This is a genomic window from Tautonia plasticadhaerens (genome assembly GCF_007752535.1).
Classification (GTDB): Bacteria; Planctomycetota; Planctomycetia; order Isosphaerales; family Isosphaeraceae; genus Tautonia; species Tautonia plasticadhaerens.
Map to the genome: position 1 here is coordinate 7,224,595 of NZ_CP036426.1, position 23,770 is coordinate 7,248,364.

16 protein-coding genes are annotated in these 23,770 nt (G+C 72.4%); 7 read left to right on the plus strand and 9 right to left on the minus strand.

Going from position 1 to position 23,770, the window contains the following annotated elements:
* Nucleotides 1-266 precede the first annotated feature (266 nt).
* On the plus strand, nucleotides 267-2,636 hold the full coding sequence (locus tag ElP_RS28830) for a hypothetical protein (protein ID WP_145276129.1): 2,370 nt from the start codon (nucleotides 267-269) through the stop codon (nucleotides 2,634-2,636).
* Nucleotides 2,637-2,718: 82 nt separating this feature from the next.
* Here the strand turns inward: ElP_RS28830 and ElP_RS28835 are convergent, their stop codons facing one another.
* Together ElP_RS28835 and ElP_RS28840 are read right to left on the minus strand one after the other, a co-directional pair.
* On the minus strand, nucleotides 2,719-4,098 hold the full coding sequence (locus ElP_RS28835) for a hypothetical protein (RefSeq protein ID WP_197446458.1): 1,380 nt from the start codon (nucleotides 4,096-4,098) through the stop codon (nucleotides 2,719-2,721).
* A gap of 66 nt (nucleotides 4,099-4,164) precedes the next feature.
* A complete protein-coding gene (locus ElP_RS28840; RefSeq protein WP_145276131.1) occupies nucleotides 4,165-5,190 on the minus strand; it encodes a YfaP family protein in 1,026 nt (341 codons plus the stop codon).
* Nucleotides 5,191-5,629: 439 nt separating this feature from the next.
* Here ElP_RS28840 and ElP_RS28845 point away from each other — a divergent pair, with 439 nt between their 5' ends.
* The 5 genes from ElP_RS28845 to ElP_RS28865 all read left to right on the plus strand — a co-directional run bounded on the left by ElP_RS28845 (nucleotide 5,630) and on the right by ElP_RS28865 (nucleotide 12,204).
* Nucleotides 5,630-7,501 (plus strand): carbohydrate-binding protein, encoded by a 1,872-nt coding sequence (locus tag ElP_RS28845; protein ID WP_145276133.1) that lies wholly within the window; start codon nucleotides 5,630-5,632, stop codon nucleotides 7,499-7,501.
* A gap of 313 nt (nucleotides 7,502-7,814) precedes the next feature.
* On the plus strand, nucleotides 7,815-8,684 hold the full coding sequence (larB, locus tag ElP_RS28850; RefSeq protein ID WP_145279070.1) for a nickel pincer cofactor biosynthesis protein LarB: 870 nt from the start codon (nucleotides 7,815-7,817) through the stop codon (nucleotides 8,682-8,684).
* Nucleotides 8,681-9,559 (plus strand): NAD(P)H-hydrate dehydratase, encoded by an 879-nt coding sequence (locus ElP_RS28855; protein ID WP_145276135.1) that lies wholly within the window; start codon nucleotides 8,681-8,683, stop codon nucleotides 9,557-9,559. Before larB ends, ElP_RS28855 begins: the two co-directional genes overlap by 4 nt.
* Nucleotides 9,560-9,752: 193 nt before the next feature.
* Complete coding sequence (locus ElP_RS28860; RefSeq protein ID WP_231749299.1) at nucleotides 9,753-10,253, plus strand: hypothetical protein; 501 nt, start codon at nucleotides 9,753-9,755, stop codon at nucleotides 10,251-10,253.
* Between the two features lie 112 nt (nucleotides 10,254-10,365).
* Complete coding sequence (locus tag ElP_RS28865; RefSeq protein WP_145276138.1) at nucleotides 10,366-12,204, plus strand: tetratricopeptide repeat protein; 1,839 nt, start codon at nucleotides 10,366-10,368, stop codon at nucleotides 12,202-12,204.
* 36 nt (nucleotides 12,205-12,240) lie between these two features.
* Here the strand turns inward: ElP_RS28865 and ElP_RS28870 are convergent, their stop codons facing one another.
* Nucleotides 12,241-13,590: a DUF1552 domain-containing protein gene (locus tag ElP_RS28870; protein ID WP_145276139.1), complete on the minus strand. Its 1,350-nt coding sequence runs from the start codon at nucleotides 13,588-13,590 to the stop codon at nucleotides 12,241-12,243.
* Nucleotides 13,591-13,593: 3 nt separating this feature from the next.
* Nucleotides 13,594-16,344 carry a DUF1592 domain-containing protein gene (locus tag ElP_RS28875; RefSeq protein WP_145276141.1) on the minus strand — a complete coding sequence of 917 codons (2,751 nt, stop codon included), beginning with the start codon at nucleotides 16,342-16,344 and terminating at the stop codon, nucleotides 13,594-13,596.
* 401 nt (nucleotides 16,345-16,745) lie between these two features.
* Between ElP_RS28875 and ElP_RS28880 the strand changes: the two genes are divergently transcribed.
* The gene (locus ElP_RS28880) at nucleotides 16,746-17,219 is read left to right on the plus strand and encodes a hypothetical protein (protein ID WP_145276143.1); all 474 of its coding nucleotides are present in this window, start codon (nucleotides 16,746-16,748) and stop codon (nucleotides 17,217-17,219) included.
* A gap of 32 nt (nucleotides 17,220-17,251) precedes the next feature.
* Here ElP_RS28880 and ElP_RS28885 read toward each other — a convergent pair whose 3' ends face one another.
* The 5 genes from ElP_RS28885 to ElP_RS28905 form a co-directional block, all read right to left on the minus strand.
* Nucleotides 17,252-17,647 carry an acyl-CoA thioesterase gene (locus ElP_RS28885; RefSeq protein ID WP_145276145.1) on the minus strand — a complete coding sequence of 132 codons (396 nt, stop codon included), beginning with the start codon at nucleotides 17,645-17,647 and terminating at the stop codon, nucleotides 17,252-17,254.
* Between the two features lie 26 nt (nucleotides 17,648-17,673).
* On the minus strand, nucleotides 17,674-18,375 hold the full coding sequence (locus ElP_RS28890) for a tyrosine-protein phosphatase (RefSeq protein WP_145276147.1): 702 nt from the start codon (nucleotides 18,373-18,375) through the stop codon (nucleotides 17,674-17,676).
* Nucleotides 18,263-18,940 carry a protein-tyrosine phosphatase family protein gene (locus ElP_RS28895; protein ID WP_197446460.1) on the minus strand — a complete coding sequence of 226 codons (678 nt, stop codon included), beginning with the start codon at nucleotides 18,938-18,940 and terminating at the stop codon, nucleotides 18,263-18,265. Before ElP_RS28895 ends, ElP_RS28890 begins: the two co-directional genes overlap by 113 nt.
* Before the next feature lie 214 nt (nucleotides 18,941-19,154).
* Complete coding sequence (locus ElP_RS28900) at nucleotides 19,155-20,951, minus strand: hypothetical protein (RefSeq protein ID WP_197446461.1); 1,797 nt, start codon at nucleotides 20,949-20,951, stop codon at nucleotides 19,155-19,157.
* Between the two features lie 167 nt (nucleotides 20,952-21,118).
* Nucleotides 21,119-23,761 (minus strand): PVC-type heme-binding CxxCH protein, encoded by a 2,643-nt coding sequence (locus ElP_RS28905; protein WP_145276153.1) that lies wholly within the window; start codon nucleotides 23,759-23,761, stop codon nucleotides 21,119-21,121.
* Nucleotides 23,762-23,770: the final 9 nt, after the last annotated feature.

Sequence of the window (23,770 nt, forward strand, 5' to 3'; positions counted from 1 at the left end):
GTCGATTCGGGTCGGGATGGGCGGGCCGACCGGGGCCCCGGGGTGCCGACGGCGGATCCCGACGGATCGTCTCGATCGTCCCGATTGTATCACGCCCCCCCCGGGGGGAGTCCAACCGGGCCCGGGGCGGATCTCCGCCAGGCCCTGGCACGGGCCCGGGAATTGCAGCACCATCGTTGCGGATTGGGCAAGTCACGCCCCTGGCGCGGGACCGGGACGCCCGGCCCGGCGTGCACGTACCGCCACCGAAGGAAGGAAACGACGCGATGCAATGGGTTCGATCTCGGGCAGGGACGGCGGGCATCCTGGGCCTCGGCCTCTGCGTGATGCTTGGCGCCGCCCCGGCCACCTCGACGTACCACCAGGTCGTCCAACGGATCGACGAGGCGAAGCAGGCCCTCACCGAGGGCGGCTCGGGGGCCGAGAAGGCCGGGGACTGGGGCACTTTCTTCGATGCCGTGATCGGGGAGCTGGAGGCCCAGGCCACGGCCGAGACGGCGGCCGACCGGCTGGCGCACCTCGAACGGCTCGGCCGGATGCGGGACGCCCTGGCCACAAAGTCCTGGGGCCCCTCCGACCGGACCCGGGCCGCCCTGGCCGACTGGCTGGAGCCGAGGCTCGGCGTCGCCCGGGCGCTCCGGGACCTGGAATCGGCCGTGGCCGAGCTGCCGGGTAGACTCGCGGGGGATGCCGACGAGGCGGAGACGCAGGCCGGAGAAGGGCCGGGAGCCGACGAGCCCCCCGACCGGTTGGACGAGGACTCCGAGCCCGCCGACGAGGAGGTCGAGGCTTCCGACCCGACCGTCGACGATCGGGCCGCCCCGGAGGGTTCCCATGCCGCCCCCGTCGACCGCGATTCGGCCCTGAAGCAGAAGTGGGCGACCTACGTCGACCGGCTCAACCAGGCCGTCCGGGACTACGAGGGGGCCGAGTCGGTCGCCGACCGGCTCAACGCCTCCCGGAAACTTCGGGGGGGCCTGGCGTCGCTCCGGCAGACCCAGGCGTCCTACCCGTGGGCCCCGGCCCAGGCGCTCTCGGCCGAGCTGGACCGGCTGCTCGACCGGCCCAACGTCCAGGTGGTGGCCGACGCCGGGGTCCTCTCGCCGTTCCTGAACCAGTACGTGGTCAACCCCGAGGTCATCTACTTCAAGGGGCAGACCTCCTACGTGCAGCCGGGGCCCAAGACCGGCTTCGGCCTGATGGACAGCGCCGACGGCATCGCCTTCTACAACAGCCAGTGGAGCTACAGCACCACGCCGGTCAATAACTTCCAGCAGCAGGTGGCCCAGGATCCCCAGGGGAGGCAGGCCACCAACATGTACTACTTCGGCGCCACCATCTACAACACCAACCACGTGACCGCCACGGCGGTGCTCACCCCCGACGGGCTGTTCGTCTACCCGCAGAACGCCCCGAACGTGAGCGCGGCCTTCGGCGCCTCGCCCAAGGCGGGGTTCGGCCCGGGCCTGACCCGGGCCGTGGCCGGGCTGATCGGCTACGACCGGCAGCGGATCCTCTCGGAGTTGCAGCAGCAGGCCCTGCCCCAGATCCGGGCCGAGACGGCCCAGGGGACCCAGGAGCTGGCCGCGATCAAGTCGGCCGAGCAGGCGGGGCAGATCAACTCCCAAATCCGGCAGTTCCTGGTGGGCAACCGGACGCTCCGGTTCCAGGACTTCGCCATGACGGAGCTGGCCTTCGCCTCGAACCCGACGGCCGCCTACATCAACGGCGTGCTCCAGTGGGCCGCCGACGGCGGCCCCCAGGTCGGCGCCGACTTCCCCCAGCCCCCCGAGTTCGCACGGCCCGACTCCGGCCTGACGCTGGACGTCCACCTGAACTCGGTCCTGACCAACCTCGCCGCCGGGTACTTCCGGTCGGACCAGGCCAGCGAGGTCGAGAACCTGCTGGTGAAGATCGTCCCCCCCGAGGGGGAGGCGCCCCCGGGCGAGGGCCTGGAGGTCGTCCAGAACGCCTCGTATGAGGATCTGCTCAAGGCGATCGAGGACGTCCGTTCGCAGTCCGACAGCCCCGAGGCGGTCGCCCTCCGGGTCAGCAAGCCGGGGGAGCCTCCCGCGTTCGCGGTCGACTCGGAGGGGAACCTCGTGGTGTTCGTCCGGGATCTGACGATCGAGGTCCCCGCGCCCGAGGACTTCGGCAACCGGGGCCTGTTCGGCTTCGCCTCCAGCCCGAGGGTGCTCCGGTTCATCATCGAGGAGGCCGAGATCACCCTGGCGGCCGACTTCGAGCCCCAGGACGGCGGCCGGACGGTCAAGGTCGTCGGCCAGGTCGAGAGCGTCACCTACGGCGGGGCCGGGACCACGGTGGTGGCCGTCGGCGACACCGAGGACGACACCACGACCCTCAACCTGCTGAACCGCTCGGGCGCCCTCGGGGTGCTGGCCGGGAAGCTCCAGGGGCAGGATGTGGACACCTCCGTGCCGACCGACCAGCTCCAGGGGTTCCTGATCTCCTCGATCTCCGACCTGGATCCGACCGGCTGGATGCGGGTGGTACTCCAGCGCGACCCGACCCAGCCGGTGCCCTCCCCCGCCGGCCTGACCACGGCGACCACCCCGGCCGCGCCGGCCCCCGCCGCCCAGCCGGCCCTGGTGCCCACCGGGTACGCGGCCCAGTGACGTCGACGACCGCGTCGGCCCCGGGGCGAGCTGTCGCCCCGGGGCTCGACGCCCATCGTCCTGATCGGCGGATCACACCCGGTCAGCCCCCGGCCGACCAGGAGATCGCCGAGGCCCCTTTCGGCAGGTCGAAGCAGGCCGTCACGCCGTCGTCCGACCGACACCAGGTCCCCGGCTCCAGCCGGAGCCGATCCCGGACCTCTCGCAGGGGCTCGGGCCCTCCCGAGCCCCGATCGACCGCCGGGGCGCCCTCCCTCGGCCCGTCGACGGCGACGGTGAACGCCGGGCAGGCATACGGCGCCAGGAACGAGACGCGATCGGCCGAGGCGCCGATCGAGGTCAGCTCCCGGGCGGCCCAGTAGCGGGCGATCTCGCTGTTCTTCATCCAGAGGAGGTTGTCATAGCCGGCTTCCAGGCGGGCGACCACCTCCTTGAAGATCGAGAAGCCCAGCTCCTCGCCGTTGTAGTAGATGCCCGGCCAGTGGCAGACGAGGATGGCCGGCTCCTCCCGGGCGATGACCTCGGGCAGGCGGCCGCCCTGGAGATCCTCGGTGATGAACTGGTCGACCGAGCCGGGGGTCAGGCCGTCCCAGCCGCCGAACCAGTCCCCGGTGCAGCCGATGATCGAGACGACGCACCGGGGGTCGTCGCCGTCGAGGCCCGAGGCGTACTCGACCCGGGGGGCGACGCTGCGGTCGTCGGTGTAGAGGTGGCGGAAGTAGTGGGGGATCTCGGCGCCGAAGACGTCACGGACCGATTCCAAAGTCGCCCGGGACAGCTCCGGCAGGGCCCGGGTGCCGAAGCCGCCGGGGGTGGTGACCCCCTCGCAGGGCAGCCCGGCGTTCTTGAGCAGGCGGAGGGCGTAGCCGAGGTAGTCGGCCAGCTCGTCGACGGACCGGCCGGCGCTCCAGCCCCAGTTCTCCATGTAGTCCTCGGTCCGCTCGGCATGGGGGCGGCCGGTCTTGGTGTTGATGACCCAGGTATGGGTGATCATCTCGGGGTGGATGTCCCAGTCGGGCAGCATCAGCGTCCGGACCAGGTCCAGGCTCTCGCGCAGCTCCCGGCGGGACCAGCCGGGCATCTCGCGGTCGACCCAGCCGACGCAGGCCGGGAAGGGGACGATGCTGTACTTGCCCTTCACCCCGTGGTCGTGGCACCACTCGCCGAAGGACCGGACGAAGGAATCGGGGATCTCCCTCGGGAGTTCCCGCCAGGGCTGGGGGTAGTCGTCGGGGAAGACCTCGGCGAACTGCGGGATGCAGAAGTGGGCGAGGTTCACCAGGCAGGTCGAGTCGTCGATGATGAAGCTCAAGGGGACCCGGGCCCTGGGGTTGAGCACCCGGACGCCCTCGGGCCGGTCGGGCCGGTGGCCCGGCTCCTGGGCCCTCAGCAAGGACGGGGAGAGCCCCGAGGCGGCGGCGAGGCCGACGCCGGAGCGGAGGAACTGGCGGCGGGAGGTCATCTTCGTCTTCCCTCGGGGTGGGATGGGGCCATCGCGGGGGAGGCGGGGCGATCGGATCCGCCCCGATCAGGATCCCCCATCCTCGGCCGACCCGACGCGGAGGCTCCGGACGTCGCTCCGCTCGCCGATCCGGCGGAGCGTCCCCTCGAAGACCGAGACCTCGCCGAGGTGCTTGACGCGGGCCTTCCAGCGGGTCGGCACGGCCCGGCCGCCGAAGCCGCTCGGGGGGCCGTAGTAGAGGACGTACCAATGGTACACGCCCGAGGGCCCCTGTCCCTTCACCTTTTCCCCCTCGGGGGCGTCGGGGTCGAGCCAGTAGACGTTCTCCGGCCCGAGGCCGTCGGTGTCGTCGACGTCCAGCTCCCCCCCGTTGTCCCCCTGGCGCTCGGCCCAGTAGATGTGGGAGCCGCCGGGCTCGATCACGTGCAGGTCGATGTCGGCGGCGGTGTCCCAGATGAGCGTGAACTGCGGGTCGCCGACCTTGACCTCGACCCCCCGGATCGTCTCCAGGCCCTCGCCGAACCGGGCGACCCCGAAGTCCCCCCCGCCGACCCCCGGCCGCCCGCCCCCCGGCCCGGGGCGGACGGCGTCGGCGAGGATCCGCTCGGCGGTCAGCTCCATGCCGGGGTCGACGCCCGACAGCAGCGGGTCGGCGCCCAGGGCGGCCGGGTCCAGCTCCAGGGGCTCGACGAGTTCCTCGTCGAAGCCGCCGAGCCGCTCCAGGCCCTCCTCCTCGCCGAAGGCCGAGCCGAGCGAGGTGTCGAAGGCGACCCGCTCCTTCTCCTTCGGCAGCAGGACGACGATCAGGATCAGCAGCAGCACGATCAGGCCGTGGGTGACGACCGAGCCGGTCCAGCCGACGAGCAGGTTCTCCAGCAACGGCCTCCGCTCGGCTTCCTCCTCCGGCGTGTCGAGGATCGTCATCCGACGCTTCAGGCGGACCAGCGGCGAGGCGGCCCGGGGGGGCCGCTTCCGGCGAGTCGGCCCCGCGTCGACCGAGAGGCCGAGCGCCGCCGCGCCGTCCCCCTCCGGGGGGCCCGACGGGAGGGGGGAGGGGGCGGGTTCGGCGTCTCGGGGGTGCTCCGGGTTCATCCGGTGCCTCCGTTCGGGCCGGGACGTCGGGGCGGCGATCGGCCGGGAGACGGGCGATCGGCGACGGCGGTCTATCTTATCACGACTCGGCAACCGCCGGCCCGGCGAGTCGGGGCGATCCCCCTCGGGCCGCGATCGGGGCCTCCCCGGCACGCGCCCGAGTGCCTTTGAAAACCGCCGCGAGTCGATCATCGGGCGGGTTGCGGTTGACCAATCCCGGGAAAACGTGTCTGTATCCCGCCTCAAGGGGGCCGCATCGGGATCGGCGGATGGTCGATCGCCCCCCGACCGAGGACGGCGTCCTCGGGGGCGGCCCCTCGTCCGCAAGGAGGCGGCGAGGGTCCCGAACGGCTCGGCCGACGACCGGGCCGCCGCCGGGCTCGTCGGTCGGAGGCCGCGTCCCGCCCGCTCGGGCCGGTCGTCGCAGGAGGACCCGTCGATGATGGATCGTGGTCAGGACGACCGGTTCGGGGGCCCGGTGGGGCCGTCCCCCGCGCCCGGCCGCGGGGTCGCCCGGGCCTGGGTGAGTCGGCTCCGGGAGCCCGACTTCCGGGCGGTGCTGCTGGTCTGGGCGTTCTGCTGCCTCGGACAGGCGATGCTGATCCGGAGCCACGGCAGCTCGCTCCCCTGGTGCGACGAATGGTGCCTGGTGGCGCCGGCGGCCGGGGTGGAGCCGCTCTCGATCTCGTGGCTGCTGACCCCGGCCAACGAGCACCGGGCCCCGCTGACCCGGCTGGCGATGTACGTCCTCGGGGAGGTCGGCTCCCTGGACATGCAGGTGATGCACTATGTCGGGCTCGGATCGATGGCCGTCGGGGCCCTGGCGCTGGTCGCGACCGCGAGGGACCTGAGGGGGAAGTCGTCCCTGGGTGACGCCTTCTTCCCCCTGGTGATCCTCAACCCCTGGCATTTCGAGACGGTCGTCATCTACGGGTACGCCTATGCCATCGCGACGGGCCTGCTCTGCGTCGCCATCCGAGGGGCCGCGACCCAGCGGCCCCTGGGGTCGACCCGGAGCCTCCTGGCCTACCTGGGGCTGACCCTGGCGGTCTGCCTCTCGGCCGGGCCGGCCGGGAACTTCTGGGCGGTCGGCCTCTGCGGGGTGGTCGTCGCGGGGATGGCCCGCCGGGCCTCGACCGCCTGGAAGGCCACCGGGCTGATCGGCTCGACGGTCGTCGCGGCCACGGCCGGGGCCATGATCCTCGGCATCCCGGAATGCCCCTGGCACGACTCCTTCCGGAGCGAGTCGGTCGCCGAGGCCGCCACGGTGGCGCTGAAGGCCTCGCTCGGCTGGCTCGGGAGGCCGCCGTTGCAGGCCCTCTGGCCCTGGGCCTCGGCGGCGATCCTCGTGCCGATCGCGCTGATCGGCGTCGGGCTCGGCCGGGACCTGGTGCGGATCGCCTCGGGGAAGGCCAAGTTCGACGACCCGGGCCGGTGGGGGCTCGCCGCGTTCCTCGGCTCGACCCTGCTGGTCTCCTGCGCCATCGGCTACGGCCGGGGGCGGGTGCCGTCGTACTGGGATTCCCGATACATGGCCCTGACCCAGCCGATCGGGATCGCCGCCTACCTCCTGATGGTCCGGATGAGGATCGCCCCGGCCGTGCCCCAGGCGATGGCGATCCTGGCGGCCGTCTGCGTCGGCTGGTCCTGGCCCGAGACGATCCAGACCACGAGGGGGTACCACGAGCGTAGGCTCGAGGCCGAGCGGGTCCTGAGGGAGGGGACCATGCCGATCAGCGTCGCCGCGGAGGAATTCACCGAGACCCTCGGGATCCCCCGATCGTACTCGTATCAGATGGTCGGGCGGTTCCTGCTGATGCGGGAGCACGACCTGTCGATCTACCGGGGCCGGGCCCGGTCGTTCCACGGCATCCCGATCCCCCAGCCCCTGGCCTGGGAGGCGGAGTCCCTGGTGCCGGCCGGCGGCCCCCTCCGGGTGGACGAGGACCCCGTCGCCGTGGGAGGGGCCGCCGCGCTGGCCGAGGGGCCGGGGACGGCGAACCTGGAGCTGGAGGTCCCCGACGCCGGCTCGTATCGGCTCTGCATCCGGCTCCGATCCGAGGGGGATGCCCGCAAGATCGCCCTGAGCATGGACGGGGCCCCGCCGGTCGAGCTGCCCATCGAGGCCGGGGCGGGGTTCCTGCCCGTCGTGGTCGAGACGCCCTTCGCGCTGGACCCGGGTCGCCACACCCTGGCGATCGAATGCCCGGCGGCCGGGTTGCGCCTCGACTTCATCGAGCTGGTCCCCCAGCCCGAGCCGATGGAGCCCGGGGCGTTCGCCGCGCGACTCCGCGCACGCCAACTCCGATGACGAGGCGGCCCTGATCGACTCCCCGGGCCGGGGGTGATGCCCTCCCTTTCCCCCCGCCCGGGGCCGATCCGCCCCCCGGGTCGTTGCCAGGGGGCCCGGACTCCGGATACAACGGAACGAGGGGCGTCGGCGGTCGTCGTCGCCTCGGCCCCGGGGCGCCTGGCGGTCGTGACCGGGCCGGCGTGGACTCCGATCGGGCGGGGAGCCGTGCCGGGGACGGTGACGGGCTCCCCCGCCGCGACGCGGTGCCCGCCCGTCCCCCGGTCCCCGGCCCGATTCGCCCCCCCGAGCTTCGCCCAGAGGCGGTCAGTTGATGGACGCATACGACCTGAAGACGCTCCTCGACGCGGTGAAATCGGGCGCGATCAGTCCCGAGGAGGCCGAGCACAAGATCCGATGGCCGGAGCCGTTCGAGAAGGTCGGGGAGTACGCCACCGTCGACCACCACCGCCGGCTCCGCTGCGGCTTCCCCGAGGTGATCTTCGGCCTGAACAAGACGGCCGAGCACGTCGAGGGGATTCTCCACGCCATGAAGCGCCAGGGGGAGGGCTGCCTCGTCACCCGGGTCGCCCCCGACGCCGCCGACCGCCTGAAGCGGGCCTTCCCCGAGGGGGAGCACAACCCCATCGGCCGGACCTTCCGGATCCGCCGGGAGGGGCCCGAGCCGCCGAAGCTCGGCGTGGTCCGGATCGTCACCGGGGGGACCAGCGACCTGCCCGTCGCCGAGGAGGCGAGGGTCACGGCCGAGGCCTGGGACTGCGACGTGGCGCTGGTGGCCGACGTCGGGGTCGCCGGCATCCACCGCCTGCTCGGCCGGCTCGACGAGTTGCAGGGGGCCGACGTGCTGATCGCCGTCGCCGGCATGGAGGCGGCGCTGCCGAGCGTCCTGGGAGGCCTGACCGACTGCCCGATCATCGGCGTGCCGACGAGCGTCGGCTACGGCGCCCACTTCGGCGGGCTCGCCGCGCTGCTGGGGATGCTCAACAGCTGCTCGTCGAACGTGGTGGTGGTGAACATCGATTCCGGGTTCAACGGCGGTCACGTCGCCGCCCTGATCGCCCGGAGGGCCGCGATGGCCCGGCTGGGACGGACCCCCCAGGAGGGGATCGCCCCGGATGGAGCGTCCAAGGGAGACGGGGCCTCGGCCCGTCCGCAGCGGCACGGCCTCGGGGACCTGTCATGAGCATCGAGCGGTTCGAGACGATCCCCGGCCTGGAGAAGCGCCCGGCCGACTCCCACAAGGGGATGTACGGCCACGTCCTGGTGCTGGCCGGGGGCCGGGGGATGGCCGGGGCGGCGGGCCTGGTGGGGGCCTCGGCGTTGCGGTCCGGGGCGGGGTTGGTGCGGGTCGCCTGCCCGGGCGAGGTGGCCCCCGTGGTCGCCACCTTCGAGCCGAGCTACATGACCTATCCCCTGCCCCAGGATGGCGACGGCCTGATCGACTATCCGGCCTCGGCCCCGACGCTCGACCGGCTGATCGGCCCGGCCGACGTGCTCGCCGTCGGGCCGGGTCTGGGGCAGTCCCGGGGCCTCTCGGCGATGGTCCGGTGGCTGGTCGAGGGGATCTCGACCCCGGCGGTGCTCGACGCCGACGCCCTGAACGCCCTGGCCGCGACCCCCGAGATCCTCCGCTCCTCGAGGCGGCCGATCGTCATCACCCCGCACCCCGGGGAGTTCTCCCGGCTGACCGGCGACCCGGTCGCCGAGATCCAGGCCGACCGGGAGGCGAAGGCGGCCGCCTTCGCCGGGCGGTCGGAGCACCTGACGGTCGTGCTCAAGGGCCGGGGGACGATCGTGACCGACGGCCGCCGGCTGTTCGTGAACAACACCGGCAACCCCGGCATGGCGACGGGGGGGGCGGGGGACGTGCTCACCGGGGTGATCGCCGCGCTGATCGGCCAGGGCCTGCCGGCGTTCGAGGCCGCCGTGCTCGGCGTGCACGCCCACGGCCTGGCCGGGGACATCGCCCGGCAGCACAGCGGGGAGGTCGGCCTGATCGCCGGCGACGTCGTCGACGGCCTGGCCGACGCCTTCGAGGCCCTCGGCTCGCTCGGCTGAGCCCTCCCGGCCCGGGAGGGCCCCTCCCCTCCCCGGGTCGGCATGCTTGACCTGTACCGCCTGGCCCCCGGTCGTATACTTGTCGATGAAGCCGGGAGGGCTGGACGGGGCGCGGCCCGGGCGCCGATGAAGGATGAGTCCCTCGCCGATCCGCGTGCCTTCGCCGTCCGAACCCAGTTTCGAGGAGGTCGGGGTGTCTTCGAGCGATAACCAGAACTCGCCGCCGTGGACCTACCGGATGGACATCACGCCGACCGGGCAGTCCGTCCCCTATGCCGCGGGCAACGACCCGGTGGCGTTGCTGAACCTGATGGTCAACCTCCAGTCGCAGACCATCGAGTTGCAGCGGCAGACGCTCGAGGCCCAGCGGCAGCAGCTCGAGATGATCCGGGAGACGACCCAGGTCGCCCGGGAGCAGCGGGCCCGTCAGGTCGCCGACCTGGAACGCTGGCAGAACAGCCACGGCGACGTGCTCGACACCTGCAAGGAGTCGCTCGGGAAGCTGGAGCAGGTCCACGCCTCGCTGCTCGGCGACCTGACCGAGTACCTCGCCGAGTATCACGAGAACCTCGTCGACGGCGACTTCGCCCTCTCCGACTTCGTCGACCGCTTCGGCCCCCGGCTGGCGCACCTGAACACCATGCTCGCCGTGCTCCGCCCCCTGGCCGCGCACCAGAAGAAGCCGAACACCTGAGCACCCGGCAGGGGGACCGCGCCGGACCCCTCCCGAGGGCGGCTCCCCGTTCGTCCCGGGTGGGCCGCGGACGCCGAGGCCGATCGCCCTCGGACGCCGAGGGGAGGCCGCCGTGCGAGGCCCAGCGACCTGGACCATCTCGACCGCCCTGCTGCTCGTCGCCGGGGCCGGCGGTTGGTGGGCCTGGTCGTCGGTCGCCCGGCCCGGGGCCGACCCGGCCGACGGGGCCCGGGCGGCCTATGAAGGCGGCGACTTCGAGCGGGCCGCCGGGCTCGCCCGGGAGCGACTGCGGGCGGACCGCGGCGATCGGCGGGCGGCCCTGCTGCTCGCCCGATCCTACGCCCGGCTGGGGGACGCCGACTCGGCCCGTCGGGTCTACGGACGGGTCGATCGCGCCGCCATGGAGGCGGAGGATCTGTACCTGCTCGGCGAGATCCTGCGTCGGGAAGGGCGGCCGGACGAGGCCCGGGCGGCCTTCGAACTCGCCCTGGCCGACGACCCCTCGCACGCCGAGGCGACCGCCGCCCTGATGGGGCGGGATTTCGAGCAGGGCCGGTTCGAGCGGGTCCTGGGCGGGGCCGACCGGCTCGACGGTCGGCCCGGCTGGGAGGCCTTCTCCGCCGCGATGCGGGGGAGAGCGGAGCTGGCCCTGCTCGACCCCCGGGGGGCCGCCCGATCCCTCGACCGGGCCCTGAGGCTCGACCCGACCCCGGGTCGCGCGCCGATCCCCCCCGACGAGATCCGCAAGGACCTGGCGAGGGCCCACCTCGGCCTCGGCCGGGGGGACCTCGCCGGGCCCGTGCTGAAGGCGGTCGACCCGCCCGACGCCGAATCGCTGTGGCTGGCCGGCCGGGCCGGGCTGCAACGGGGGGAGATCGATGCGGCCATCTCGTCTCGGACGAGGGCCCGATCGCTCGGGGTGCCGGAAGATCCGATGCGGGTCGAGCCGGCCCCCTATGTCGGCTCCGACCGCTGCGTCGACTGCCATCCCGCCATCGTCCGGGACCAGCAGTCGAGCAGCCACGCCCGGACCTTCCATCCCGACCCCGAGCCGGGCGTGCTCCCCCTCCCCGACGGGCCGGTCCCCGACCCGATCGACCCGGAGATCGTCCACCGGATCCGGGCCGAGGGGGGTGCGATCGTCTTCGAGACCGAGGCCGAGGGCGACCGATCCTGGGCCAGGGTCCTGCACGTGCTGGGCTCCGGCACCCGCGGGATGACGCCGGTCGGGGTCGACGAGCAGGGCCGAGTCGTCGAGCTGAGGCTCTCGCACTACGGCGAGGGGGTGGGCTGGGGCCGGACGACCGGACACCCCGAGGTGCCCGAGACGCCGGGGGCGTGGCTCGGCCTGCCCCTCTCGGCCCGGGAGCAGCGGGCCTGCCTCGATTGCCACACGACGAACTTCCGGGAGGCCGGGGCGAGGGCCGGCCCGACGCTGGCCGACGGCGCGATCGGCTGCGAACGATGCCACGGCCCGGCGGGGAACCACCTGATGGCCGTCGACCGGGGGTTCCCCGACCCGGCGATCGCCCGGCCGAGGCTGGCGACCGCCGGCCAGGTCGTCGGGCTCTGCGGGGACTGCCACCGCCCGCCCTCGGACGCCCCCCTGCCCGAGTCGAGCCACCCCTCCGCCGTCCGGTTCCAGGCGGCCACGTTCGTCCGGAGCCCCTGCTTCGCCCGCGCGCCCGCCTCGGCGAAGTTCGACTGCGTGAGCTGCCACGACCCCCACCGGGACGCCGAGCACGAGCCACGGCATTACGAGGAGGTTTGCCTCTCCTGCCACCCCGGACCGGCCGTCGCCGCGACCGGGCCGCCCTCCGAGGCCACCCGATCCGCCCCCTGCCCGATCAACCCGAGCCGGGGCTGCATCGACTGCCACATGCCCCGGCGGCCGAGCGTGATGGAGCACACCGAGTTCACCGACCACCACATCCGGGCCCAGCCGGATTGAGGCGGGGGCCCGGACGGAGGGGAGGCGGGCGGCGTGTCAGCCGTCGAGGCGATCGAGGCGTCCGGTGCTGTCGCCCAGCTCGTCGACGGGGGTGTCCATGCGGTCGAGCATCGCGAGGAACAGGTTGTTCAGCGGCGTGTCCTCGTCGTATCGGAGGTGCCGGCCGGTCCGGATCCGGCCGCAGCCGCCCCCGGCCAGGACGATCGGCAGCTCGTTGTGGTTGTGGCGGTTGCCGTCGCCGATGCCGCTGCCGTAGACGATCATCGAGTGGTCCAGCAACGAGCCGTCCCCCTCGGGGATCTCCTTCAAGCGGCCGAGGAAGTAGGAGAGCTGCTCGACGTGGTAGCGGTTGATCCGCGCGATCTTCTCCTGCTTCTCGGCGTCCCCCTGGTGGTGGGAGAGGCTGTGGTGCCCCTCGGGCACGTCGATCCAGTTGTAGCTCTTGTTGCTGCCCTCGTTGGCGAAGACCATCGTGGCGATGCGGGTCTGGTCGGTCTGGAAGGCCAGCACGAGCATGTCGAGCATCAGCCGGAGGTGGTCCTGATTGTCCTTGGGGACCCCCTCGGGCTTGACGAGGTCGTCGGGCCGCTCGACCTCCTCGGTGCGCCTCTGCTCGGCCATGACGAGCCGACGCTCGATCTCCCGGACGGCGCCGAGGTACTCGTCGACCTTGCGGCGGTCGTCGACGCCGAGTCGGCCGTGGAGCCGCCGGGCGTCCTCGGAGACGAGGTCGAGGATGCTCCGGTTGTAGCGCCGCCGACGCTCGGTGAGCCGGTCGGGGGAGTCGTCGCCGAAGAGGCGCTCGAACACCAGCCGGGGGTTGATCTCCTTGGGGACCGGCTGCGTGGGGCTCCTCCAGGAGATGTTCGAGGAGTAGGCGCAGCTGTAGCCGGAGTCGCAGTTTCCCGACTGGGCGCTCGGGTCGACCCCCAGCTCCAGGGAAGGCAGCCGGGTGTGATGCCCCATCTTGGCCGCCGCGACCTGGTCGACCGAGACGCCGGCCCGGATGTCGGCGCCGTTGGTCTTGACCGGGTGGACGCCGGTGAGGAAGCAGGCCATGGATCGGGCGTGGTCGCCGCCGCCGTCGCCGTGGGCGCGGGCGGTGTCCTGGGCCAGGCCGCTGAGGACGAGCAATTGCTGCTTGAAGGGGTCGAGCGGCTCCAGGACCCGGGGGAGCGTGAAGTCGTCCCCGAGCTGCTCGGGGGTCCAGCCGGGCATGTGGGCGCCGTTGGGGACGTAGAGGTAGGCCATCCGGGTCGGGGCGACCTTGCCGCCGGGGCGTCGGGCGAGCCCGGCGGCCGGGGCCATGGCCTCCAGCCAGGGCAGCGCCATCGCGGTGCCCAGGCCCTTCAGGACGGCCCTTCGGGACAGGGGGGGGAAGCGCATGGCTCAGTTGCCTCCTTCGACCTTCCGCATGCGGAAGGCGTCGCTCGTGACGATGTCGGCGACCAGCCGGCCGAACCGGGAGTCGTGGCCGTCGAGGTCGGCCAGGATGCGGTCGACGGCGCACCGGTCGTAGTACTCGAGCCCGCGCCCGAGCGCGTAGGTCATCAGGTTCTCGGCCAGGGTCCGGGCGAAGTCGTCGGCCCGGGCCTTCAGGAGGGCCACCAGGTCGCCCGGCCCGGCGAACGAGTCGCCGCCGGGGAGGGTGCCCGACGCGTCGATCGGGGCCTCGCCGTCCGAGTCCCGCCAGCGGCCGACGGCGTCGAAGTTCTCGAGGCCGAAGCCGAGCGGGTCCATCCTCCGGTGGCAGGAGGCGCACGAGGGATTCGTGCTGTGCTGCTCCATCCGCTGCCGGAGGGTGCCGGCCAGCTCGGGGCCCTCCTCCAGCTCGGGGACGTCGGGGGGAGGCGGCGGGATCGGGGAGCCGAGGATCTGGTCGAGGATGTACTTGCCCCGCTTCACGGGGGAGGTCCGCGTCGGGTTGGACGTGATCGTCAGGATACTGGCCTGGGTGAGCACGCCGCCGCGCCGGGCGTCCCCGGGGAGGTCGACCCGGCGGAATTCGGGGCCCTCCACGCCGGGGATGCCGTAATGCGTCGCCAGCCGGTCGTTGAGGAAGGTGTAGTCGGCGTCGAGGAGGTCGAGGACGCTGCGGTCCTCCCGGACGATCGCCCCGAAGAACAGCTCGGTCTCGCGCCTCATGGCACGCCGAAGCTCGTCGTCGAACTCGGGGAAGCGGTCGGGGTCGGGGGCGACCGCGTCGAGGTTCTGGATCTGGAGCCACTGGCCGGCGAACCGCTCGATGAAGCGGGAGGCTCGGGGGTCCTGGAGCATCCGTCGGGCCTGCCGGGCCAGCTCCCCGGGGTCCTGGAGCCGCCCCTCGAAGGCGGCGCGGAACAGCTCCTCGTCGGGCATGCTGCTCCAGAGGAAATAGGAGAGGCGGGAGGCGAGCTCCCAGTCGGTCAGCGGCCGGACGTCCCCGGGGAGGCCCGGGTCGGGGGCGGAGCCGTACTCCACCCGGAACAGGAAGTTCGGCGAGACGAGGATCGCCTGTACGGCCACCCGCATCGCCTCCTCGAACGAGGCGCCGTCGCGTCGGACCATCCGGAAGAGGCCCATCAGCCCCTCGACCTCCTCCGGGGTGCTCGGGCGGCGATAGGCGCGGTTGGCGAGGCGTCGGAGGCTCGCGTGGGCGACCTCCTCGTAGGAACCGCTCAGGGCGGGCCCGGCGATGACCCGGCGATGCGACTCGGGCAGGGCGTGGTAGTACGACTCGACCGGCCCGACGAACTCGACGCGGTCGAGGACGAGGTTGCGGTCGCCCCGGAGGGCCTCGTCGGGGTGGTCCTGGTTGTAGTAGTCGTTCAGGAAGGACAGGGCGACGGCCCGCTTGCCCCGCTTGACCCGGACGCGGGCCTCGAAGGTGCCGGGCTCGGCCTCGGAGCTGGGGACGTCGAGGACGTCGACGGTCTCGCCGTCGAACTTGACGCCGAGCCGGGCGGGGTCGGGGCCGGCCTGTTGGGCGAAGGCGACGACCCGGATCCGGTATTCGCCCTCGGCCTCGAAGTCATGCCGGAAGGAGATCTCGCCGGCGGTGGCGAGGAGGCGCCCCTTCCCGCCGTAAAGCTGGCCGCCGGCGTCGTCGTCGAGGGACTCGACTTCCTTCGAGACGACCGGGTCGGTCGGCCCCTGGACCTCCAGGCGGTTGACGATCAGGTTGCGGTCGGCTGGCCGCTCCCCGGCGTCCTCGTCGTAGTAGTCGTTCAGGAAGGCGACGGCGACCCGCCTCGTCCCGGCCTTCAGGGCGACGGGCACCTCGTAGGTCATCCTCGATCGCCGGGTCGCCTCGACCTCGAACTCCCGGAGCGTGCGGCCGTCGACCCGGATGGCCATCCGGACGGGCTCGTCCCCGGCCTGGTCGCCGTACACCCGGGCCCTGAGGACGTACCGGCCGTCGGTCTCGAAGGCGTGGTCGATGCCGAGTTCGCCCTCGGAGGCGAGGATCTGGTCGTCGTCGCCGTGAGGCCGGCCCCCCTTGTCCCGGATCAGTCGACCGTCGTAGCCGACGGTCTTGCCGGGACCGGGGCCGGCGATGTCGATGGCCCGCCGGGTGATCTCCTCGGCCGCCTCCAGGTACTTCTCCAGGAGCAGCGGGTCGAGCGTGAGCACGTCGCCGATGTTGTCGAAGCCGTAGCCGACGTCGTCGGCCGGGAATTCTTCGGCGGGCTGGAAGTCGACGCCGAGCAGGTCGCGGACCGTATAATCATATTCGGCCCGATTGAGCCTCCTGAGGGTGACGTTGCCGGGCTCGACGAGATTGCAGTCGATCTGGGAGAGCGTCGCGGCGATCCAGCCCGAGAGTTCGTCGACTTCGGCCCCCGAGGGCCTCGGCTCGACCCCCGCCGGGGGCATGTCCCCGTCCTCGATGAAGGATCGGATCAGCTCCCAGCGGTCGCGGTCCGAGGCGATCGAGGCGACCTCGGCGTAAGACTGGAGGTTCAGGTCGGCACTCTGCGTCTCGTCGCCGTGGCAGGAATAGCAGTACGTCTCCAGCAGGGGGCCGATCCGGGACCGGTACTCCTCGGCCGCGGCCGCCGCGTCCCCCTGCTCCGAGGCCCGGGAGGGCCGGGGGAGGAGCAGGAGGCCGAGGATCAGGGGGGCAATCAGTCGGGGGGATCGATACCGGACTCGAATCACGTCGCAGACCTCGGGGCTGGGGGGGCGGGGCCGAGGGGGCTCTGACGGGGGGGATCGCTGGCGGGAGTGGGTCGATCATGGCATTATCGGGGGGATTCAACCTTGATTCAACGCCTTTCCGGGGGATTCCGCCGGGACGGCCGATCATGCCAGGTCGAGCACTCGGCCCGAGGTTTGCGTCAAGGGACGTCGCGGTTTCCGCCTGGGGTCCGCCCATCGCGCGCCGCATCGGCCGGCGCGACGCCCTTGCCCGGACCAACGCCGAGCGATCGAGCGGGGACGTGCCGGGCGATCCGGGAGTGAGGCCGGGCGTCCGGGGTCGAACGACCACGAGAGCGGGACATCGCCGGATCGACGCGTGCCCGGGGCCCCGTCGACGCGGCCAGGACAGGGGGAACGTGATGGGACTCTTCGAGCTCTTGCATGGCGCCCGGAATCGGGCGTCGACGCTGGACGAACGCACCAGGAGCCGGCTGATCGAGGCCTGGGGGCTCGACGAGGGGGACCTCGCCGAGCGGGCCCCGGAGGAGACCGCCGGGGGGACTCCCCTGGACTACGACCGCACCCAGTGGGTCCGCAAGCTCCGACACCTGCTCGACGAGCTGCCCGACTCCGAGCCCCGGTGGGAGGTCCTGGTCCGGGAGGGCCGGGCCAAGCGGTTCGACGAGACCTGGATGCGTGGCCTGATGCTCGACGAGTTCGCCATGATGGTCCGCCGGGCCGTGGCCGATCGCGTCTTCACCGAGCGGGAGCGGAAGAACCTGGACCAGGCACGCTCCCTGATCGGCCTGAACGAGGCGGAGGCGTCGGCGATCTACGCCTCGGTCGTCCGGGAGGCCGAGAGCTTCTTCGGCGAGCACGTCGAGGGGACCTGAACCCTCGACCCGGCCCCGGCCAGGCCCCCCGATCACTCGCCCGCCCCTCCCCGCAGCAGCTCGGGCAGGGGCTGGGGGCGGCCGTCGCGGTCGACGCAGGCGAGGGTGGAGTGGCCCTCGGCCAGCAGCTCGCCGCCCCGGAGCAGCTCATAGCGGTGGACGATCTTGACGTGGGTGACGCGTTGGACCGAGGTCCGGAGCGTCAGCAGGTCGTCGTATCGGGCCGGCCGCTTGTACTTGCACCCGACATCGATGATGACGAGCAGGTAGCCGGAGTCCTCGATCTCCCGGTAGGAGAGCCCTCGGGCCCGGAGCAGCTCGGTCCGGCCCATCTCGAAGTAGACGAGGTAATTGGCGTGGTGGAGCAGCCCCATCCGGTCGGTCTCGGCGTATCGGACCCGGATGGGCAGGTCGTGGTGCTCCGTCATGTCGGGCTCGCTCCCTGGGCCGGTCGTCATCGGGCGGCGGTGTCCGACTCCGCAGGCCGGGTGACGACGCGGAGTGGGTAGGGGTCGTAGGGCCACTCCGACCGGTTCGGGGTGCCCGGCCGGTAGTGCCGGTCGATCCACCGGCGGAAGACCTCCGCAGAGTGGTCGGCCCCTTCCCGGCCCAGCCAGCCCTCATACTGGCGGAGATGCCCGAGCATCACCAGTCCGTCCTCGGTCGGCAGGTACAGGTAATAGGGCGAGAACTGGGACCGGGCCTCCTCCAGCGTGCCCCCGGGGCGGAGGAGGACGGCCATCATGGAGACGAGCCCGGTACGCTCGGCGCCGAACTGGCAGTGGATGAGCAGGGGCCGCTCGGCCGTGTCGAGCACCTCGACCAGGCCCCGGGCCTGTTCCGGGGTGAGCCAGTAGTCCGAGGCGAGCGGCACGTCGATCAGGGTCGCGCCGGCCCCGATGGTGGCGAGGCGCTCCGCGGGGTACCACTCGGCCCCCGGGTTGGGGCCCCGGAGGTTCAGGACGGTCCGGATCCCTCGGTCTCCGATCAGGCGGGAGAGGGCCCCGGCGTCGAGCTGCCTCGATCGATAGATCCGGGTCGGCTCAACGACGCCGACGTTCCCCGTCGCCCATCGCCAGCCGACGAGGGCCGAGGTCAGCAGCAGGGTCGCCGCCAGGGATCGGGCGACTCGTCGTGAGATCCGTCTGCGGGCCATCCTCGGCCTCCTCGGGACTCGGGCGGTGGAGCGCGGCGAAGGCCTCGATCAGGGGGCGGTCGTCCAGTGCGTCTTCGGGCTCGGTCCAGGGGAACCGCTCCAGCTCCCGCCAGGCCCGAGCGGCCGACCACCCCTCGTGCCGGATCCGGTAGGCCGCGTGCACCAGGTTCGTCCGGTGGTGGCCGCCGACGCAGTGGAAGAAGACCGGCTGCCGGTCGGGATTGGCCAGCAGGTCGGCCGCCTCGGCGAGCTGGTCGAGCGTGGCCGTCGATCCCCTCATCGGCACGATCACCCAGTCGACCCCGGTCCGCCGGATCACGCGCTCCTGGTCGACGTACTTGGGGTCGTGGGCGTTGATCGCCGTGAGCGTGACGACCGTCCGGATCCCCTCGCGCTCGATCATCCTGCGGAGCGGCCCGGGACGCTGCCAGGCCCCCCGGACGATCACGCCGGGGGCGATCACCCTGACCCGCTTCTCGAACAGGTCGTGCCGGAATGCGGTCAGCGGGACGACGACGGCGAGGGCCGCGAGGATCGCGACGCGTCGCCGGGCTCTCCTGCTCATCGGGCGGTCCTCCTGCGCCATCGGGCCAATCCGGGCCGACGGGCCCGGATTGTAGCGGGGCAGGAGGAGGGGGCAAGCTCGATCACGGGGCCGGAGGGGGACCGGATCTGGCGAGACACCCCGGGACGCGGTTCGCATCGGACGGGAGGATGACCCCTCCGTCGATCGTCCCCGCGACCTCGAAGCGCGTCGCGGGAACCCCCTGGACGGCGGCTCAAGGCCCGCCGACGACCGTGAATTCGGCCTCCGATCCCTCGGCCCGGGTGACCTCGACGCGGAGCCCGTCGCCCGACCGGGCCTCGGCGTCGACCCGGATCGTCAGGGCATGCCGGCCGACCCCGAGTTCGGCCGTGAAGGATCCGGCCGGGTCGATCGGCTCGCCGTCGAGCCAGAGGGACAGGCCCTCGGGGGAGTCGACCGAGAAGGAGAGGGCGCCTGCCTCGGTCACGTCGACCTCGCCCCGGGCCGCGAAGACGGTCGTCCCGAGCGATCGGGCGACCTCGTCCAGCGGCAGGGTGCCGCCGGTCTTGCCGTAGGCGGCCCGCCAGGAGACCGGCTCGGCCGAGGCGATCGAGGCCGGCAGGTCGCCGCCCCCGGCGTCGTCGGGGTCGACGGAGTCGGAGGCGCTCGGGAGCGGGAGGACCCGCCAGCGCTGGACCGTCGGCGTGGACCGGATCGCGTACGGGCCGGGCTTGCCGAGCCGCGAGAGGAAGGCGACGAGGTCGACGAACTCGTCCCGGGTCAGGAAGTTCGGCAGCCCCTTGGGCATCAGCGAGCCGCCGGACTTCTCGTCCTCGACGTCGGCGGTCGGGACCACCCGATCGGTCCCGGTGGCCTCCCTGAGCACGATTCGCTCGTTGCTCGATTCCTTGACGATCCCCTGGAAAATCTGGCCGTCGATCGTCAGCACGGTGCGGACCTGATATTCCTCCTTGACCGCCTCCTCGGGGTAGAGGAGCGACCGGATCAGGTAGTCCGGCGGGGAGCTGGCGCCGATGGGGCTGAGGTCCGGGCCGATGTCGCCGCCGGCGCCGCTGAGGGCGTGGCACTTCACGCAGTTGACGTCCTCCCGGCGGAAGACGACCTCACCGGCCTCGGGGTCGCCGTGCTCGACGACGTCGGCGATGAGCTGCTGCATCTCGGCCTCGGAGAGCGGGGCGGGTTCGGCATTGATGCCGGCGGCATTGCTGAGCGCGGCGACGAGGCTCGGGTCGGTCCGGCCGACGGAATACATGTAACGCAGGGCCAGCTTCGCGGCGTCGGCCGAGAGCCCTTCCTCGGTGATCTCCGTCGCCAGCCGGTCGGGGCCGACCTGGCGGTCGAGGAACGCGCCCATCAGCGGGGCGATCGCGTCGATGTCCCCGACTCCCTCGCCGAGCGCGGCGACGGCCTTCTCGGCCGCGGCGTCGACGTCCAGGCTCGCCAGGGCGGCGATGGCGAGCAATCGGACGTCGGCCGGCTGCCCGGGGCCGGAAAGCGCCTCGATCGCCCGTCGGCTGGACGGGCCGCCGAGGTCGGCCAGCGCATCGAGCGAGGCGTCCCGGAGCGGTCGGGGCTCCCCGGCGTCGGCGGCGAGGGCGGCGAGGGCGGCGCTGGCCCCCTCCACCTTCCAGGCGCCGGCCAGGCGGATCGCCGCCAGGCGGGCCTCCCGATCCTCGGGGGCGGACTCGCCCCGGATCAGCCCGGCGATCTTCGATCGGTCTCCCTCGGGGGCGACGCTCCGGGTCCGGGCGGCCTCGGAGAGGGCATCCAGGGCGAGGGTGCGGCTCTCCTGCGAGACCCCCTCGGGCCGGGTGGCGAATTCGAGCAGGAATCCCAGGTCGGCCGGGGAGCCCTGGCGGCCGATCAGGGTGATGAGCGTCCCCTGGCGGTCGGCGGGGACCCGGCCGCTGCGGAGCATCTTGACCATGGCGCTCTCCTGGGCGGCGGCGGCCGTCGAGAGCAGGGCCAGCGCGGCCGCGATCGGGGCGAGCCGGGCCGCGGCCGACCGCGATCGGGTCGGGGGAGCCATCGGGATCATCGGTACTCCTCGGTCGGGATTCTCGGCGGATCGGACATCGGGCGGCGGGTGGGATCGGATCGGGAAGGGCGGGCGTGCGGGCGAACGCGATCGCGAGGGGGGCCGCCGGGCGCCCCCCCGGCCCGGTCCGGGCCGGGGGGCCGCGCGGCGGTCCGGGGTCACTCGGCGTCGATCGCGAGGATGCGGTCGCCGAGGGTCGCGTTCGTCTCGTTCAGGGTGTATTCCAGGTAATAGTCCTGGGGATGGAGCAGCGACTCGAGCGCCACCTCCTGGGCCCGGATCGCGTCCTCGCCCTCGAAGAAGCTGAGGGCCCGGACGGCCTCGAGCCGGACCCGGGGGTGCTCGTCGTTCACCTGGATCTGCAGCATGCCGATCGGGTCTTCGACCCGGTCCCGCCAGTATCCCAGGACCCGGGTGGCCGCGGCCCGGGCCTTCGGCTCGGGGCATCGGAGGACGGTCTCCAGGAACTCCGGGTCGACCACGTCGAACTGCTGGTGGACCCAGAGGGCCTCGAGCATCTGCCGCCAGTACTCCGGGTCGTCCCGGTTGAGGTCGGCGACCCAGGCGTCGAGGGCCGACATGACCTCGTCCACGTCCCGGGTCCGCAGCTCGATCCGGGTGCGGTAGCGGGTGCGGTCCTCGTAGGACTTCAGCAGGTCGAGCAGGGCCGGGACCGGCTCCCCGGCGATCTTGGCGGGCTCGACGAGCGGCTTGCCGGTGTAGCGGATCCGCCAGATCCGGCCGTGATTGACGTCGCGGTTCGGGTCGCGGATCGAGTGCTGCATGTGGCCGATCAGCGGGTTGAACCAGTCGACCAGGTACAGGGCGCCGTCCGGGCCGAATTCGAGGTCGACGGGCCGGAAGTTGGTGTCGGTGGAGCGCAGGAGCGGCTCGACCGGGTCGGCGGCGAAGCCGGAGCCCTCCTCCCGCATCCTGTACTGGAGGACGCCGTGGAAGCCGATGACGTTGTTGAGCAGGTAGTTGCCCTGGGCGTCGTCGGGGAAGTTGCCGCTGGCGACCAGCTCGCAGCCGGAGGTGGGCCGCCACTGCATGGCGAGGAACTGTTCCATCGGCCGGTGCTTCCGCCCGTAGTCGACGGAGCCGGAGAAGGCGGTGCCGTAGTAATTGGCGCCCCCGGAGGCGTCGGCCACGAAGTTCTGGCCCCAGCGGTCGAAGTAGTGGCCCCAGGGGTTGGCGAAGGGGTAGGAGATGAAGATGTCCACCTTCTCGGTGAGCGGCTCGTAGCGGAAGACGGCGGCGTCCTTCACGCGCTCGGGGCCGTACGGCGTCTCGATCTGGGTGTGGTGGAAGGTCCCCTCCTGGAAGTAGAGGGCGCCGCCGGGGCCCCAGGTGAAGGCACTGAGGGAGTGGTGGGAGTCGGCGGTGTCGAAGCCGTGCAGCTTGTAGGAGTACTCGTCGGCGACGTCATCGCCGTCGGTGTCCTTGATGAACGCCAGGTTCGGCTGCTGGGCGACGTAGGCGCCGCCGTCGCCGAGCTCGATGCCGGTCGGGACCTGGAGGCCGCGGGCGAAGGTGGTCTGCTGATCGGCCTTGCCGTCGCCGTCGGTGTCCTCGAGGATGAGGATCTTGTCGTCGACGGGGGTGCCGGGCAGGTACATCGGGTACGACGCCATCGTGGTGACGAAGAGGCGGCCCTCGGGGTCGAAGGCCATCTGGCAGGGGTTCTTCAGGTCCGGGAACTCCTGCTCGGAGGCGAATAGGTTGATCTCGTACCCCTCGGGCAGGACGAACGACCTTAGCGTCTCCGCGGGGGAGGTGATGGAGATCGGCCCCTCGACGTTGCTCTCGATCCTGGCGAACTCGCCGGTGCCGGAGTCGTCGACCTCTTCGGGGACCTCGTTCCCGCGGGCGACCTCCCAGATCCGCCGGTCCCGGACCTCGATCATCTTGCGGAGCTTGGCGAACTCGGCGGGGAAGTTGACCACGCCGAACGGCTCCTTGCGGCCGCCGTAGATGTAGAAGCCGTTGATGGCGCGGTAGTCATAGAAGAATTGCTTGTTCTTGTCCTGGACCGCCTCGTGCAGGGCGTCCATGTCGGCCGCGATCGAGCCCGGCCCGGGGCGGGGGCCGAAGAGCGACTCGTCGAGGATCGGGGCGAGCTTGCGATTGCCCTCGTCGGTGAGGTGGACGCCGTTGAAGGTCCAGGGCTCGTCGTCGGCCTCATACCCCTCCTTGGTGGGGTGGAACAGGTCGACGAACTGGACCCCCTTGGAGCGGGCGACCTCGGCCATCGCCTCGGCGTAGAGGGCGAGGTTCTCGTTGTTCTCCGAGCCGTCGGGGAGCGTCCGCTTGCCGAGGTCCTCGTGGGCGATCGGCGAGAGGAGGACGAGCGTCGGCGGGGCCTCGCCGTCGTAGGGGGTGGTGGTCGTCTCGTCGATGAAGGCCTCCAGGTCCGACCGGAACCCGTCAAGCCCCTCGGGCCCGCCGAAGGACTCGTTGAAGCCGAAGGCGGCGATCACGACGTCAGGCTTCTCGTCCGCCAGGGTGTGGCCGTGGTCGTCGAAATCCTTGGAGCGGGGCCGCAGGGTCAGCTCGTCGGCCGACCAGCCGAGGTTGCGGACGACCAGTTCCAGCTCGGGGAACCGGCTGTGGAGCAGGGTCTCCCAGTGGCCGAAGTACTGCATCCGCTCGGCGAGGGTATTGCCGATGAGGATGATCCGGTCGCCCTTGTCCAGGGCCAGCCGGCCCGGCGCCTGGGCCTCGGCCCGGCAGGCCGGCAGGCCCGGCGACGCCAGCGTCGCCAGGGCCAATGCCGACCAGATCACGACGGTCGCTCTCATGATGATCTT

Bases quoted from the DNA above. Each gene is read 5' to 3' on its own strand.
- ElP_RS28905 (WP_145276153.1), bottom strand. From the start codon at position 23,761: ATGAGAGCGACCGTCGTGATCTGGTCGGCATTGGCCCTGGCGACGCTG.
- ElP_RS28895 (WP_197446460.1), bottom strand. From the start codon at position 18,940: ATGAGCAGGAGAGCCCGGCGACGCGTCGCGATCCTCGCGGCCCTCGCC.
- ElP_RS28845 (WP_145276133.1), top strand. From the start codon at position 5,630: ATGATGGATCGTGGTCAGGACGACCGGTTCGGGGGCCCGGTGGGGCCG.
- ElP_RS28870 (WP_145276139.1), bottom strand. From the start codon at position 13,590: ATGCGCTTCCCCCCCCTGTCCCGAAGGGCCGTCCTGAAGGGCCTGGGC.
- ElP_RS28835 (WP_197446458.1), bottom strand. From the start codon at position 4,098: ATGACCTCCCGCCGCCAGTTCCTCCGCTCCGGCGTCGGCCTCGCCGCC.
- ElP_RS28885 (WP_145276145.1), bottom strand. From the start codon at position 17,647: ATGACGGAGCACCACGACCTGCCCATCCGGGTCCGATACGCCGAGACC.
- ElP_RS28830 (WP_145276129.1), top strand. From the start codon at position 267: ATGCAATGGGTTCGATCTCGGGCAGGGACGGCGGGCATCCTGGGCCTC.
- larB (WP_145279070.1), top strand. From the start codon at position 7,815: ATGGACGCATACGACCTGAAGACGCTCCTCGACGCGGTGAAATCGGGC.
- ElP_RS28880 (WP_145276143.1), top strand. From the start codon at position 16,746: ATGGGACTCTTCGAGCTCTTGCATGGCGCCCGGAATCGGGCGTCGACG.
- ElP_RS28900 (WP_197446461.1), bottom strand. From the start codon at position 20,951: ATGGCTCCCCCGACCCGATCGCGGTCGGCCGCGGCCCGGCTCGCCCCG.
- ElP_RS28840 (WP_145276131.1), bottom strand. From the start codon at position 5,190: ATGAACCCGGAGCACCCCCGAGACGCCGAACCCGCCCCCTCCCCCCTC.
- ElP_RS28890 (WP_145276147.1), bottom strand. From the start codon at position 18,375: ATGGCCCGCAGACGGATCTCACGACGAGTCGCCCGATCCCTGGCGGCG.
- ElP_RS28855 (WP_145276135.1), top strand. From the start codon at position 8,681: ATGAGCATCGAGCGGTTCGAGACGATCCCCGGCCTGGAGAAGCGCCCG.